The sequence below is a fragment of the Cognatundibacterium rugosum genome (assembly GCF_014284365.1).
GTDB classification, from domain to species: domain Bacteria; phylum Pseudomonadota; class Gammaproteobacteria; order Burkholderiales; family Burkholderiaceae_D; genus Undibacterium; species Undibacterium rugosum.
In genome coordinates, this window is record NZ_JACOGG010000004.1 from 158,121 (window position 1) to 171,916 (window position 13,796).

A 13,796-nucleotide genomic window follows, 5' to 3' on the forward strand; every position below is an offset into this window, starting at 1 on the left:
GCTTCATCTCAATGCGACGCGCCCAAAGCCTGGCGTGGCGGGAAGCGCAAACTGTATTGGAAGTCACCATCCGGCTTCATCGCCGAGCGCAACGCATCTAATTCATTGAGCAAAGCAAGAAATTGCTCCGGCCTGATCTGCGGGCCCAGCGTCACTTGTATTTCATAGGTATGCTGCGTATTTGCCGCCTCTTTCCAGCTCTCTTTTTGTATATCGTTTTGTGTTACGTCTATCTGCAATTTCACTTGCCGGAACTGTGTGACATCAAACGGACTGATTGCGGTATGCCGAAAGATCACCGCTGCCAGCGCCTGCATCAGCGCGGGCTGAGTATCGCGGATCAGGATAGTCTGAGACAACACAGGCTGCTGTTGCGAATAATTCTGTCCATACAACTCTGCCAGTTGAAAACGGCCAGGTAACGCCGAGGCTGCGGCATCTGACTTTGATGCGCTGGTCGCAGCTGGTTTGCGCTCACAGGCAGTGGATGCCAACACGGTCAGCAGCACCAGCAGCGTCGCAAAACAACGGGAAGCAAACATGATCTCAACACGCAAACGGCGCGAAAATTAAAAAACGCAACATACCATTTTCGCGCCAGCTGCGCCAGCACCTGGTGCTGGCTGATCACGACATCAGCTTCGCAATAAAGCCACTTTCGAACTTGCCTGCGTCCGTCCCTGGGCAGCTGCGGGAAACTGGGTCTGTAACTTGAACACGCTCACCACTTTCACCAGTTCTTCAGCCTGATCCTGTAATGAACTGGCAGCAGCTGCAGCCTGCTCTACCAGCGCCGCATTTTGCTGCGTGACACTATCCATGGTGATGATCGCCTGATTAATTTGCTCTATGCCGATTTCCTGCTCACGGCTGGCAGCTGTGATTTCACTCATGATATCTGTCACGCGTTTGACGCTGTTGACTACCTCTTGCATGGTACTTCCCGCCTCGCTGACCAGACGGTTACCCTGCTCTACATTTTCGACAGAATCTGTAATCAATACTTTGATTTCTTTGGCAGCAGCTGCAGAACGCTGAGCCAGATTACGCACCTCCGACGCGACCACAGCAAAGCCCCGGCCCTGTTCACCGGCACGTGCAGCTTCAACTGCTGCATTCAGTGCCAGAATATTGGTTTGAAATGCGATGCCATCAATCACACTAATGATGTCGACAATTTTTTGTGAAGAACTGTTGATCGAACCCATAGTATCGACCACGCGCGAGACGACTTCCCCACCTCTGACAGCGATCTCTGAAGCAGAGACTGCCAGTGTATTTGCCTGACGCGCATTGTCACCATTTTGACGCGTGGTGGAGGTCAGCTCTTCCATTGATGACGATGTTTCCTCCAGCGAGCCGGCTTGTGCTTCCGTACGCGCAGACAAATCCATATTGCCATTGGCAATTTCTGTGGAAGCGGTCGTCATGGTTTCTGTTCCCATCCTGACCTGATGCACGATTTGCTGCAGATTGCCACTCATCGTTTGCAAAGCCTGTAACAGCTCACCGATTTCATCGTGTGCATCGATACGGATCTGGCGGGTTAAGTCACCATGTGCAATCGCATCGGCAAAATTGACGGCCCGGTTCAAGGGTGCAGAAATCGAGTTAATCAGCCAATAGCGCATACCCAGCGCGAGACTCAGCCCCACCAGCACGACAATAAGCGCGATCCAGCTAAAACGGATAAAACTGGTCTGACTCAGCTGAAATTCCTGCTTACCAACATTGAGTTGCAATTCAAGTAAGCCATCCATGTATTTTTTGACAGCTTCAAATTCAGTGCGCATGGGTCCCTTGAACAGGTCGCTTGCGGTTTTTTGGTCTTTTTGCTGCAGGGCGGCTAAGGCAGGGAGTAAGCCGCGCTCCAGAAACTGCTTACGGCTTTGCATAAACTGATCAGCCAGTATTTTTTCTTCCGGAGTCAGATAGGTCGCCATGTAATCGCCCCACTCCTTGTCGGCGATTTCTTTATTTTTTTTGACGGCGTCGAGATGGGATTGGATTGCGTCCGGGTCAGCTATGATTGCAGACGCAACTTCAATCTGATTGCGCGAAATGGCACGTATTACTGAATCAAGCTGTCCCATTGCCACCAGCCTGTCGTCATAAATCGTTTGTATAGACTGATTCGACTGCCGCAACCCCAAGAAGCCACAGACAGCGATCAGAATTAGCAGTGCAGCCAGACTCAGCATCGCAAAATTCAATCTGGCACGTATGGATATATTCCACATCATTCTTCTCCGTATAGCAATGATAAAAATGGTACCCGCTTACGAAACGTAAAGACCATCTGCTCCAGTCAGACTCACGACTGAATATCTGAGACAGTCTGCAGCAGGATCCGGGCGGCTGCATCAACGTAAGCCCGGGACTGGCGACGCACTCATTGGCAATGAAGGACGTGGAATTCAATGTAGCAGAAATTTCTGCTGACAAACATTTACTTAGATCAAATTAACAGAAAGAAATGTTATTTAACATTTACAAAAGTGTCATGGGTGGCGATTTACCCACATGCAATATTTTGGTGCAGTCTATGACTATTTAGCCCGAACCTTACTACTACGTTTTGCTGGCACATGAGGACGTGATGCATGGCGCTGGTCATAGATGGTCTGGGCGTCCTGTACCGCGCGCTCAAGCGTGCGCATCGCAGGGATGTCATCATGCAAAGTGAAAAAGTCATTTGCCTGGGCGCGCATCACGTATTTGATCGCAGCCTCGTCGGACAAATCAAAATTTTCTGTCATTAGGGTGGTGACCTCATCCAGATATTCCTCGTAACTCATGCTCATTTTCGTTGCTCCTTTGTATGCTGAGGGGACCCGCATTGTACCCGTATGTGAGATTTTTCCTCTATTTTCTGCTGTTAGTACGGTACATAGATAAGCAGCGCCATTCAAGGGTGCCTGCTTTGCCCATCTCTGGCCCGTCAATAGAGACAGAAACAATACACTCATGATCTTGCAATAAAACTATTGCTATCGCGATCAACTGACAGATTGATCGCTCAATGAGCCTGGCTCAGACATGCTTTCCTGAATGACAGTCAGCTTCACAGATCAGCAAGATGCGCAGAAGCTAAAAACCAGTTCAATAAATTCATATTAACGACATTCCAATAAAACAACTCCCCATAAACCGCATGAACATTCCTAACAATATTTGACAGGGTTTTATGCAGCGATTGCCTGCGTGTTGAGCAATTTCCTGGAAAGTAAAACCTATAATGATGAGCCTACTCATTACTGCGAACCGGTATCAGGATGCCAGCCTGAGCATAGCTGCGAAGCATCTATCTTTTTTCTTCAATATGAGCTTACTTCTGAAACTACTCCTCGCCAGCGGCTTAAGCTTGCTGTCGACTGCTGCGTCCGCCGCTGAATTGAAAGCCGGGCTAGGTTATATTCCGTCGTTGGCAGAGAAAAATGGCAGTGGTCCGTTCGTTGATCTGTTTAAGGCGATTGCAAAAGTGTATCCGGAAGCCAGAATCCAGATTCAGGTTTTGCCCTTCGCGCGCTCTATACGCAATATAGAGCTGGGCTTACAAGACTTTCATGCCCCTATGATGGTCAGTCCTTATGTGGATCAGGAAAAGCTACCCTATCGCTTTGTTAAAAAACCCATGGGTCAGGTTTGCCACGTACTGTACTCGCGAAAGAATGCCGAATTAAACAGAGAGCAAGTATTTAGCGCAGCATCCCATACCGCCTACCCTTACCGGATTGAAGTCATACGCGGTACAAAAGAATTCTTCAATTTCCCCTTCCCAATTGCTGAGGCAACCTACTTTGAAGAAGGAATGAACAGCGTGATAAAAGGACAAACTGATGCGTTTATCGCCGCGCAGGAGGAAGGTGATGCGATACTGCGCAGGCTACCCGGTAAGGAACAGATACACCGTTCCTTACTGGCCTGCTGGGATGACCAGATTGTGATTCCCAAAGGTCCTCATGGGGATGAAATTGACCGCATTCTGACTGCGGCACTGAATCGTCTGGAGAGCTCAGGGCAACTCAAAAAACTGCGAAAAAAAATACATGGTTCTTATTCTGACTGGCAAACCGGCGTAACTGCAACGACCTTGCCAGCGCCCAAAAAAAATAATCAGGCTGACCACCATCCATGAAGAGATTTGCAAATTAGTGCTATCCATCGTCTAATGCGCGTTATTTGAAAATTTCCAGGAAGAATTCCATGATAGATGGCATAGTCGCAGGGCGTATGTATGGCGTTGCAGAAACGCGGTCTGGACAATCAGGCTCCGTGTATGTGACCTGCAAGCTGAAAGTCGCCACGGATGAAGGCGATACGATCATGTGCAATGTCATTACTTTTCAACAGAGCGTGCGTAGCGCACTCATGGCACTGGGTGATGGTGAAAGCGTATGCCTGTCTGGCGCGCTCACGCCCAAGGTCTGGACCGACAAGCAAGGTAACACCCGCCCTGCGATCGACCTGATCGCCCACGCCATTCTGAATGTGCAACGCGGACAATAACGCCGTCCTGACAGCGCAGGTGGAGGCGAGCCCACACCAGGTCAATGCATCATGGATGCGCTGACTGGGTTGCGCAATAATTCAGTAAACACTTGCCAACGCAGCGCTGCATCAGTTTTGCCAGCCCTCTTTTCGACGAAGGCCTGCACCGTATCCTGACCCAGGTTGTAGTTAATTACATAGGAACGGTTATGCTCGATGAAACGCAGGCGCTGCGCAGAGCGCTCTGCATCTGACAGACTGTACTTCATCAGCATCGCTATTGCTGCGTCACGATCAATCTCACCATCCAGGTAACGTTTTGCGACCATATTGCCTGAGTAGGATAATTGCTGCAGCACCGCCTGTATCTGGTAATACAGCTCAGCCTTAGCCGGATCGATACCCGCCAGCGGAAATAAGACTGACTTCTCAAACTGCATACGTTCAGCATGCGGAAACGCGATTTCTATACCGTAGTTGGCACTGCCTTCTGCCAAAAAAGACATGGGTGAATACAGAGGATAGACCGCATATTCCACCCAGTTTTTTTGCTGCACCATGTCTTGCTCCAGCAGCAAATTGAATACATGGTGGCCAGGGTAAGCTTCATGACTGGCCAGGTCGATGGCACGACTGATAAACATGGGGAAGTCGGTATTGACTTCAATCAGGCTGCGATTATTTCCCTTGTACCAGTTATACGCGCTCCAGACCTGATTATTGACGTAGGCAATTTCAAAACTTTCGTTGTCCGGTAAAGCGATATACCGCAGCGTCCTGGCACGTGCTTCATTGACAGCTGCAGTAAACACCGCGTCGAGTTTGTCACGCGGAATTTCGAATTGACGGTTGTAGGCAGACAGACGTGCATTGAGCTCACCCTGCCCCGGTACCAGCGCATCCAGTTCCGCCAGTGTCGCATCCAGATCGGCTGGCGTCAGTGGCGGAGAAACCGCATCATACAAGGCCAGCGATTCCTGATCAAAGGGCAGCAACTGCCCCATCAATTGCTCAATATACGTCTTCACCGAAGCAATCTGTAAGCGCAGAAAAGCCTGCCGCGCTTTTTGCTCTACATCGCTGTCAGACAGCGCAGCGATGCGCCCCAATAAGTCAGCGGCCTGCTGCTGCAACTGCGCCAGCGGCAAGTGCTGTGCCTCATCGCGCCAGGCCTGCGGCCCGATGTAGGCATCGACGTAGCCGGGATCATGCAAACCGACGGCAAGGACTAGCCGGACATAGGCTTCAGCAATGGTAGAAAGTTCTGACATGGGTGACCCTTAGCAAAAACCGCTGAGAAAAAACACTGACTAAGAAATACTGAATAAGGAAATAATTTCCGTTTAGCATTGTGTATAAATTTGCAAAAATTAACAAGTTTTATTCCAAGGCCAGTATAAGAAAAAGCCCCGTCTGATCAACAAACGGGGCTGTATTTTCATTGCAAACTAGCGGCTATTACTTATGGCAACACCACACGGAACAAGGCTGCATCAGTCGTAACCAGCAAGGAACGACTATTTTTATCATAGGCCAAGCCAGATAACGAACTCAGATTGGCGGGCAATTTACCGACCGAGCTTAAATAGCTGCCAGTTCCAACGACCGTCGTCACGTCGCCTTGCGGGGTGATTTTACGAATGAGGCGGTTGCTGTAATCCAGTACGTAGAGATTATCAGACTCATCCGCAACTACCGCTTTGGGGCAAGCGAACCTCGCATTGATACCATTACCATCCGTTTTACCCCGCTCGCTGTTGACCGAGCCAGCGACAGTCATAATTTCACCGTTTGGTGTGAGTTTTCTGATCCGATGTGAATAACAATCTGCAAATAGCAAATTATCTTTACTGTCTATCGTCATCCCATAAACGTATCCCAAGCCAGCACTCAAAGCTGGTCCGTCCGGATAAATAAAAGTCGTTACTCCACCAATGGTAGCACGCTGATATTTACCACCTGCAATGGTCGTCACCTGACCGCGCCTTGTATCAGGCGAAAAAGAAAGGCAGAAACCAAGTATGTATTGAAGCGCAAACAGTATGCGATATAGCATGACGCGCGAAGCAATCCAGGTTAACTGCATCACCACCGGACTATCGCACGAGGCTTAATCCCCGAGACCGTATACTGATCCGAAAAAAAAGGAGGCGTTTGCGCCTCCTCTCTTGTTGTTAGCTGCAAGGTCGCGCTGCTTACTTTTTGGCACGCATTTCTTCTTGCACATGTTTCTTAAACATATTGAAGAAAAATACTCCCATGAATAGTACAAAAAGTATCACGCCCAGGCTCATCAGACCATAATCAGTAGAAAACAAATCTAACATCAGTTTCATCGCTCACCTCGGTAAGTAGTGGAGTAAACAATCCTGGCAATCTGGGCCTGTTAAATCACCTTTTTGCGTAGGCGCGGATCAAGCTTGCGTGCCGGATAACTATGAGTATGCGGTTTCAGTCCAGACCAGACTTGATACGGCTCAACACAGCATGAACTAGTGCACATTCTGCAACCCGTGCTTAGCAAGTGTCCGGCATTGGTCCAACAAGCTTAGTCGGCATATCGACGGAGCACTCACCTTTGTTCCTACAATACATACCAGTCCGTCGTCAGCCACTCCAAAAAACATCCTTACCTTCCTGACTGATCTAGCTGGCACGATAGCGTCCATATCAAATCAAACAGACCAGTTCAGTCCATCCAGCACTGAATTGATTTGAAATTAGTTGCCTGAAATAAAAAATCATGGCATAAGCTAAGTCCTTGTAACGCAGTGTAGCAAGTAAGTTTCCAAATAAACATACACCACTTCCGTTGTTTGCCTGAATGAATCCGTCCGCATGAGCTATTTAGAGAGAAAGATAATCCGAACCGAAGCAGACTTCGACGCGCTGGCAGGTGCATGGCGCAGGCTGGAAGCGCAGGTAGCGGATCTGCTTCCATTTCAGACCTATGACTGGAACCGGGTCTGGTGGACAACTTTTTCTCAGCGCACCGGCCTGCGTAAAGATGAATTGCTGATTTGCGCGCTGTTTTCCGGCCAGGATCTGGTTGCGGTACTGCCGCTTTCTAATACTCATATCGGCACCCATTATTTTTATCTTTACCGTTACGTGCGTCCCTTTGGCGCAGATCCGAATCTGACCGAGCTAAGACTGCCACTATGCCTGCCAGCTTACCGCGAACGGGTGTTGCAGTGCTGGGAAGAGATTTCCAGAGAAGAGCTATTCGGACTGACAGAATTTCAATTAGTGCAGGATGCACATAGCGCACGGCACTTTCTGCAAACCCATCATGCCTTGCATGCGCTGACCAGCCGCGAGATTCCTAACTTTGTACTGCGTCTGGGCACGGACTGGGATAGTTTTAAATCTCAGTTAAAGCGTAATATCAAGGAATCGCTGCGGCGCTGCTATAACTCGCTGAAACGTGATCAGCTGGAACCGGAATTTTGTGTGCTGCAAGGGCGCGAGCAAATCCTGCCGCTGTTGCCGCTGTTTTACCAATTGCATGGCATGCGCGCAGCCGCCAGTGACACGGTGCAGCATCCCGACTATTTCGCTGCACCGCGCCATCGCGCGCTGCTGGAAGCCTTACTCAACAGTCCGTTTTCGGAACGCTGCCTGCTGCTGACACTTAAGCTCAACGGTAAGATAGTCGCACTCAGACTGGCCTTCCGCATGGAGCAGCAAGTCTATCTGTACTATTCCGGTTATGACCTGAACTACGGCCAGTACAGTGTGATGACCACCCTGGTCGCCGAGACCATACAATGGGCAATACGTTGCGGCATCCCCAGCATCAATTTATCGGTCGGCGAGGATGTGTCGAAAACCCGCTGGGGACCGGAACAGGTCGACTATCTGGAATTTCATTGCGTGAAGAACAGCGGTTGGCGCCGTCTGCTAGCAGAACATATCTTCAGGCTGAAACAATGGCGCAAGGCACGGCAAAACAAACTGGTACTACATACCTGATCATAAGGCGTTAGGGGCTGTTTGCATTTTAAATTCCATGTGCTCGTTTAAATGCAAACAGGCCCTAGTCCGGCAGATAGCACCAGTCCTGTAACGCCAGATAGCCATCCGCACAAGCCAGCACCAGCGTATTCCCGGCATTGTGCACCAGGCTGCCAGCGGGCAGATTGTGGTCGCCGGGCCAGGCACTGGCTTGTTGTACCTGAATTTTCTGTCCCTGAAAGCGGGTATAGCAACCGAGCCTGCCAAACGCGCGTAACTGGCGCCGTATCAACGCGACACTGCCGCTACAATCCAGCGTCTGCTCTTCCGCACTGAACATGGGCCAGTATTCACCCTCATCCTGAATATGCGCCTCACGCCATAACTGCCTGAAGCCAGCTGCTATCCTTTTCGCCAGCACCTGGCTGGCAATCTGTATTTTCAGATGCAGGGTCTCATGGGTGTCATACTCATCGAGGGCAAATTTCTCAGCGTCCAGCACCGCGCCGGTGTCATAGCTCGCGTCGATGCGATGGCAACTCACCGCCCACGCACTATGTCCACGCAGGATGGCCTGAATCAGCGGATAAGGTCCGCGTCCAACTGGCAGCGGCGAAGGATGAAAATTCAGCGCATATGGCAGATAAGTGCGCCAGTCGGGAATTTTATAGTTGTAACTGGCAACGATTAATACCTCACAAGCTGCTTCAGCCAGGCTCTGCAAATCAGCAGGCTGTATGCGACTCAATTGCAGCGGGATACCCTGCAAGGCGGCCAGCGCACTCAATTGCTGATTGCTGCCAGAAACCTCCGTCGCTAACTGGCTGAATACCTTCAACAAAGTCCAGCCAGCGGCCTGCAGGCTTTCCAGCACACCGATATTTCTGTCACAGCCTACAAATGCAAAACGCATCGCTTACTCCCGATCAGCGCACATCCTGCTATGCGCAAGCCTATAACACCCGGTAAGCCAGTCTATCCAGCCTTACTGTACTCAGACGGCCGAGTAATTTACTCACATTCGCCGGATAATCACGGATTTTTTCCAATTGCTGATAATCGTGGATCTGGCTCGTGTGCTGCAGTATGCTGGCCAGTTCCTGTTGCAGTTGTGGTTGCAATTCATGTTGAGGATCGTGGATCAGCAAGGCATTTTCCAGATCCAGCCGGAAGGCGCGCGGATTCAAATTATTGCCGGTCATCAGTGCATAATCCTCGTCTATCCACATGCCCTTGAGATGATAGCTATTCCCCCCTTCCCGCCACAGATGCAGCCGCAGTCGTCCGGTATAGATATCTTTCTGATGCGATTTAGCAAAGCGCCGCAAATTGGCTTCGTACAGATACGGTAACGCAGAAATCACTTTGAACGGTTCTTGCGGCGGGATGTAAAAATCATTGGCAGTTTTATCGCCAACGATCACATCCACCTTGACACCACGTTTTAAGGCACGGTTAATTTCACGGGTAATCGCAAGTGGGAAATTGAAGTACGGAGTACAGATACAAATGCGTTGCTGACTATTCGCGATTAACTGGCAGATGACGCGGTTTAAGGGATTGTTTTTCCCTACACCGACTAAGGGTGTCACTGACAATTGCTGCGCATGTCGCTCTAATCCGGACGGAAAATGATAGCGTGCCTTTTTGAGACTGGCGCGGAAGCTGCGGATTTCCGGGCGTAGCTGTTTAGTCGCCGGATAGCCTGGCTTATCCAGTCTGTGTACTGCCGACGCAGAGAGCAAATGTTGGCGGATAAAATCCACCATGGAATTCGCAAGCACGGCATTCTGTATCAGCAAATAGCGGTCATGCCGGTATTTATCAAACTGATGCAGATACACATTGTTCAGGCTGGCACCGCTGTAGATGACCAGATCATCAATCACAAAGCCTTTGAGGTGCAGTACGCCAAACAATTCGCTGGTCTGCACCGGTATGCCGTATACAGGTACCTGGGTCGCACTGTTACTGCTGACGCGCTGATACCAGGCAGCGTTGCCAGCACTGACACCGGCTTGTTTTTTTTCACCAATCAGACCGCGCTGCGCCCGGTGCCAGTCCACCAGGACGGCGATATCCAGCGCCGGACGTGCTGCTTTGGCGGCATGCAGCGCCGCCAGTATTTCTGCGCCGGCCTCATCATTTTGCAGGTAGAGGCTGCACAGATAAATCCGGTTCTTCGCATGCGCAATCTGCTGTAGCAACTCCTGCTTATAGGCGGCAGCACTCAGCAAAGTCCGGACTTTTCCCGCATCCAGTGCTATTGCTGGCAACTGATCTAAGTTTGAACGTGGTCGTAGAAATCGCATCGGGAAGTATGGCTGACAAAAACAGGAAGATAGTAGCACTACCAGCGCTGGCTTCCTAGCAAGCTCTGCCCGCCAAGCATCAACAAAAACTGACTTATTTCCAGCTTATTCCCGACTTATTTCCTGCGCCAGACTTGCCAGCGCTCTTTGCCAGCAAATACCTCCAGTGCATCCAGCGAAGGCTGTTCCTGCTCCAACTGAAAATAGAGGGACATCATTTGCATCAGGCTGTCGGTATGTGTCAAAAATGGCGGACCTTTGGGAGAGTGCAGTGGATTCTCATCGAGGTAAAAATAGCCCGCCAGCGTAGCGCCGACCGGCAACAATGCTGCCCAGCGCTGTACTATGCGTGGACGGAATTCAGGCGGCAGTGCGCAGAAAAATGCGCGCTCGTAGATCAATGCCAGCGGCTGAGCAGGCGTAAATTCAAAAAAATCTGCCTGCGTCACCAGCTTTGCCCACGGGCCCAGCACGTGTTGCGCACTGTGTACCGCCGCCGCAGAAAAATCAATTGCCTCGACCTGCCAGCCTTGCTGCGCCAAAAAGCCCGCTTCATACGCATTGCCACAGCCGGGGATCAGCACGCTGCCCGCCTCACTGTGCGCGATGAATTGCCGAAATTGCTGAGGAACCGCCCCTTTGTCCCAGGGCGTAAACTGCTGCTCAAAGCGCTCATCCCAGAAGGCTGGCTGGCGCGCATCACGTTGCTGAAAGTTTGACATAGTCGCAGCATCCCTGACCAGGCTTCAGGTCAAAAAGTACCAGTGGTATAGCAATTGCGCGGCAATCACACCCGCGAGCAAGCCACCGGCAAAGTAGATGATGGTACGCAGCAGGGTATTGGTTGCCCTTTGCTCTGCCAGTAAAGCAGCCAGCATCTGGTGGTCCTGATTGCCCTCTGCCATGCGGCTCAGGGCCTGATGTGCCAGACGTGGCAATTGCGGGAAGATATGGCTGTAGCGTGGCGCCTCGTCTTTGAGTTTATCGAGCAGCCCACGCCAACCCACCTGCTCGCTCATCCAGCGTTCCAGATACGGCTTGGCAGTTTTCCATAAATCCAGATCCGGATCGAGCTGACGTCCTAAGCCTTCAATGTTCAGCAGCGTCTTTTGCAGCAGTACCAGTTGCGGCTGTACTTCTACGTTGAAACGGCGCGAAGTCTGGAACAGGCGCAGCAGCACCTGACCAAATGAAATATCCTTCAGCGGACGGTCAAAGATAGGTTCGCAACAGGCGCGCACCGCAGCTTCCAGCTCATCAACACGGGTCTCTTTCGGCGCCCAGCCAGATTCGATATGGGCTTGCGCCACGCGCTTGTAATCGCGCTGGAAAAAAGCCAGAAAATTCTGTGACAGATAATCTTTATCGAAATCATTGAGCGTACCAACGATGCCGAAATCCAGTGCGATATAACGTCCAAAAGTCGCCGGATCGGTCGATACCAGGATATTCCCGGGATGCATATCCGCATGAAAAAAACCATCACGGAAAATCTGGGTGAAAAAGATGGTCACGCCATCTCTGGACAATTTACTGAGATCGACACCGGCTTCGCGCAGACGCTCAATCTGGGAAATCGGTATGCCCTTCATGCGCTCCATCACAATCACTGATGAAGAACAATAATCCCAATGCATTTCCGGCACCAGCAGCAGATCGGAATCCATGAAATTACGGCGCAACTGGCTGCCGTTTGCCGCCTCACGCATCAAATCCAGTTCGTCGTGCAGATATTTATCAAACTCTGCGACCACCTCTTTGGGCTTGAGGCGTTTGCCATCGGCCCACAAGGCTTCCAGCCAGCTGGCGGCAACCTGCATCAAGGCCACATCTTTATCGATCGTGTCTTTCATTCCCGGACGCAGCACTTTGACCGCAACCTCACGTCCATCTTTGAGCGTAGCGAAATGCACCTGAGCGATAGAAGCAGACGCGACCGGTATGCGTTCAAAACTGCCGAACAAGGTATCTGGATGGGCGCCCAGCGATTTCTGTATTTGCGCGATCGCCAGATCAGGATCGAAGGAAGGCACGCGATCCTGCAACTTTGCAAGCTCTTCAGCGATATCCGGTGGCATCAGATCCCGACGGGTGGATAAGACCTGACCAAACTTGACAAAAATTGGGCCCAGGTCTTCCAAGGCTTTGCGCAGACGCTCACCGCGCGGTGCAGATAAGTCTCGCCAGAACAAAGCAGTCTTCAGCAGCTTCAGCAAGCCAGGCACCTGCAAGCCGCTGAGCGCGATCTCATCGATGCCATAGCGTAGCGTGACACGGATAATTTTCAACAGACGGATAAACTTCAAAATCATGAACGCAACCTTTCCAGTCTTTCGATGCGCTTCATGAGACGCTCGACATCATCGCGGGTTTGTTGAACTTGCTGATTTAGCTGGCGGGTCAGCTGCGGACGCACCAGTACCGGTTTTTCTTCAGTGAGATATTCCGCCAGATTGTGTTGCAGCCGCTGATGTGCCTGCTGCACGTTTGCGATCAAGGCTTTACTGCCCGCGACCAGATGGACAGCAGGGATATCGCCGATCACACGGCTCAGATCAGCCTCTGCATCCCAGCGTAAGTGTTCACTGAGCCTGGATAGCGTATTCGCCAGATCAGCATCCCCTTCAATTTTCACATAAGAGAAAGCACGTTCGCGGTTTTGCAGTATCAGTGGCACATCGCTGGCCTGTATCCGTATCGTGACATCGGCCAGCGCATCCGGTGCTACCGCTTCCAGATAGCCATCGACCGCTATCCTCAGGCGGATTTGCAGCATTTGGGTATCAATACAGGCGACCTTACCGGCATGCGGCAATAACTGCTGTAAAGCCCAGTCTTCGCGTGCTAACAAGTGATTAATAAAGGGAGCAACAGAGATCATAACAGTCCCGGTGGCAGGCTTAGTATCCAACACGTCCGGATATGCCCTGCCAGGTATCAATAAAAAAACCGCCCGAAAAATGACGGGCGGTCTCCAGTTTAACAGTTTCCGTGCAGGCAGGTCTTGGATCTACATCAGCTGATAGACACAAATTA

At 50.9% G+C, this 13,796-nt stretch carries 14 protein-coding genes; 3 read left to right on the plus strand and 11 right to left on the minus strand.

The features are described from left to right. Positions 1-8: 8 nt before the first annotated feature. The 3 genes from H8K47_RS05390 to H8K47_RS05400 all read right to left on the minus strand — a co-directional run bounded on the left by H8K47_RS05390 (position 9) and on the right by H8K47_RS05400 (position 2,798). Positions 9-542 carry a hypothetical protein gene (locus tag H8K47_RS05390; protein WP_186880402.1) on the minus strand — a complete coding sequence of 178 codons (534 nt, stop codon included), beginning with the start codon at positions 540-542 and terminating at the stop codon, positions 9-11. Positions 543-635: 93 nt separating this feature from the next. Next, a complete protein-coding gene (locus H8K47_RS18595; protein ID WP_186880403.1) occupies positions 636-2,243 on the minus strand; it encodes a methyl-accepting chemotaxis protein in 1,608 nt (535 codons plus the stop codon). 306 nt (positions 2,244-2,549) lie between these two features. After that, on the minus strand, positions 2,550-2,798 hold the full coding sequence (locus tag H8K47_RS05400; protein WP_186880470.1) for a hypothetical protein: 249 nt from the start codon (positions 2,796-2,798) through the stop codon (positions 2,550-2,552). Between the two features lie 440 nt (positions 2,799-3,238). Between H8K47_RS05400 and H8K47_RS05405 the strand changes: the two genes are divergently transcribed. Together H8K47_RS05405 and H8K47_RS05410 are read left to right on the plus strand one after the other, a co-directional pair. Then, positions 3,239-4,138, plus strand: coding sequence for a type 2 periplasmic-binding domain-containing protein (locus H8K47_RS05405; protein ID WP_186880404.1), 900 nt, complete (start codon positions 3,239-3,241; stop codon positions 4,136-4,138). A 68-nt stretch (positions 4,139-4,206) separates the two neighbouring features. Further along, a complete protein-coding gene (locus H8K47_RS05410) occupies positions 4,207-4,509 on the plus strand; it encodes a single-stranded DNA-binding protein (RefSeq protein WP_186880405.1) in 303 nt (100 codons plus the stop codon). Between the two features lie 41 nt (positions 4,510-4,550). Here H8K47_RS05410 and H8K47_RS05415 read toward each other — a convergent pair whose 3' ends face one another. From H8K47_RS05415 to H8K47_RS05425, 3 genes are all read right to left on the minus strand, one after another. Continuing rightward, positions 4,551-5,762, minus strand: a complete 1,212-nt coding sequence (locus H8K47_RS05415; RefSeq protein WP_186880406.1) for a hypothetical protein — start codon at positions 5,760-5,762, stop codon at positions 4,551-4,553. A gap of 191 nt (positions 5,763-5,953) precedes the next feature. Further along, entirely contained in the window at positions 5,954-6,577 is a 624-nt protein-coding gene (locus H8K47_RS05420) for an NHL repeat-containing protein (protein WP_186880407.1), read from the minus strand. Between the two features lie 109 nt (positions 6,578-6,686). Further along, complete coding sequence (locus H8K47_RS05425; RefSeq protein ID WP_186880408.1) at positions 6,687-6,827, minus strand: DUF3149 domain-containing protein; 141 nt, start codon at positions 6,825-6,827, stop codon at positions 6,687-6,689. A gap of 502 nt (positions 6,828-7,329) precedes the next feature. Here H8K47_RS05425 and H8K47_RS05430 point away from each other — a divergent pair. Continuing rightward, positions 7,330-8,466 carry a GNAT family N-acetyltransferase gene (locus H8K47_RS05430; protein WP_186880409.1) on the plus strand — a complete coding sequence of 379 codons (1,137 nt, stop codon included), beginning with the start codon at positions 7,330-7,332 and terminating at the stop codon, positions 8,464-8,466. Between the two features lie 64 nt (positions 8,467-8,530). Here H8K47_RS05430 and H8K47_RS05435 read toward each other — a convergent pair whose 3' ends face one another. The 5 genes from H8K47_RS05435 to H8K47_RS05455 form a co-directional block, all read right to left on the minus strand. Next, positions 8,531-9,361 carry a methionyl-tRNA formyltransferase gene (locus H8K47_RS05435; protein WP_186880410.1) on the minus strand — a complete coding sequence of 277 codons (831 nt, stop codon included), beginning with the start codon at positions 9,359-9,361 and terminating at the stop codon, positions 8,531-8,533. A 40-nt stretch (positions 9,362-9,401) separates the two neighbouring features. Beyond that, positions 9,402-10,760 (minus strand): CDP-diacylglycerol--serine O-phosphatidyltransferase, encoded by a 1,359-nt coding sequence (gene pssA, locus H8K47_RS05440; RefSeq protein WP_186880411.1) that lies wholly within the window; start codon positions 10,758-10,760, stop codon positions 9,402-9,404. Between the two features lie 116 nt (positions 10,761-10,876). Further along, positions 10,877-11,482, minus strand: coding sequence for a class I SAM-dependent methyltransferase (locus H8K47_RS05445; protein ID WP_186880412.1), 606 nt, complete (start codon positions 11,480-11,482; stop codon positions 10,877-10,879). A gap of 24 nt (positions 11,483-11,506) precedes the next feature. Continuing rightward, a complete protein-coding gene (ubiB, locus tag H8K47_RS05450) occupies positions 11,507-13,072 on the minus strand; it encodes a ubiquinone biosynthesis regulatory protein kinase UbiB (RefSeq protein WP_186880413.1) in 1,566 nt (521 codons plus the stop codon). Next, the gene (locus tag H8K47_RS05455; protein WP_186880414.1) at positions 13,069-13,641 is read right to left on the minus strand and encodes a ubiquinone biosynthesis accessory factor UbiJ; all 573 of its coding nucleotides are present in this window, start codon (positions 13,639-13,641) and stop codon (positions 13,069-13,071) included. Before H8K47_RS05455 ends, ubiB begins: the two co-directional genes overlap by 4 nt. Positions 13,642-13,796 lie beyond the last annotated feature (155 nt).

Coding starts and splice junctions, on each gene's coding strand:
- ubiB (WP_186880413.1), bottom strand. CDS start 13,072: ATGATTTTGAAGTTTATCCGTCTGTTGAAAATTATCCGTGTCACGCTA.
- H8K47_RS18595 (WP_186880403.1), bottom strand. CDS start 2,243: ATGATGTGGAATATATCCATACGTGCCAGATTGAATTTTGCGATGCTG.
- H8K47_RS05435 (WP_186880410.1), bottom strand. CDS start 9,361: ATGCGTTTTGCATTTGTAGGCTGTGACAGAAATATCGGTGTGCTGGAA.
- H8K47_RS05455 (WP_186880414.1), bottom strand. CDS start 13,641: ATGATCTCTGTTGCTCCCTTTATTAATCACTTGTTAGCACGCGAAGAC.
- H8K47_RS05420 (WP_186880407.1), bottom strand. CDS start 6,577: ATGCAGTTAACCTGGATTGCTTCGCGCGTCATGCTATATCGCATACTG.
- H8K47_RS05405 (WP_186880404.1), top strand. CDS start 3,239: ATGATGAGCCTACTCATTACTGCGAACCGGTATCAGGATGCCAGCCTG.
- H8K47_RS05430 (WP_186880409.1), top strand. CDS start 7,330: ATGAGCTATTTAGAGAGAAAGATAATCCGAACCGAAGCAGACTTCGAC.
- H8K47_RS05415 (WP_186880406.1), bottom strand. CDS start 5,762: ATGTCAGAACTTTCTACCATTGCTGAAGCCTATGTCCGGCTAGTCCTT.
- H8K47_RS05425 (WP_186880408.1), bottom strand. CDS start 6,827: ATGAAACTGATGTTAGATTTGTTTTCTACTGATTATGGTCTGATGAGC.
- H8K47_RS05410 (WP_186880405.1), top strand. CDS start 4,207: ATGATAGATGGCATAGTCGCAGGGCGTATGTATGGCGTTGCAGAAACG.
- H8K47_RS05390 (WP_186880402.1), bottom strand. CDS start 542: ATGTTTGCTTCCCGTTGTTTTGCGACGCTGCTGGTGCTGCTGACCGTG.
- H8K47_RS05445 (WP_186880412.1), bottom strand. CDS start 11,482: ATGTCAAACTTTCAGCAACGTGATGCGCGCCAGCCAGCCTTCTGGGAT.
- H8K47_RS05400 (WP_186880470.1), bottom strand. CDS start 2,798: ATGAGTTACGAGGAATATCTGGATGAGGTCACCACCCTAATGACAGAA.
- pssA (WP_186880411.1), bottom strand. CDS start 10,760: ATGCGATTTCTACGACCACGTTCAAACTTAGATCAGTTGCCAGCAATA.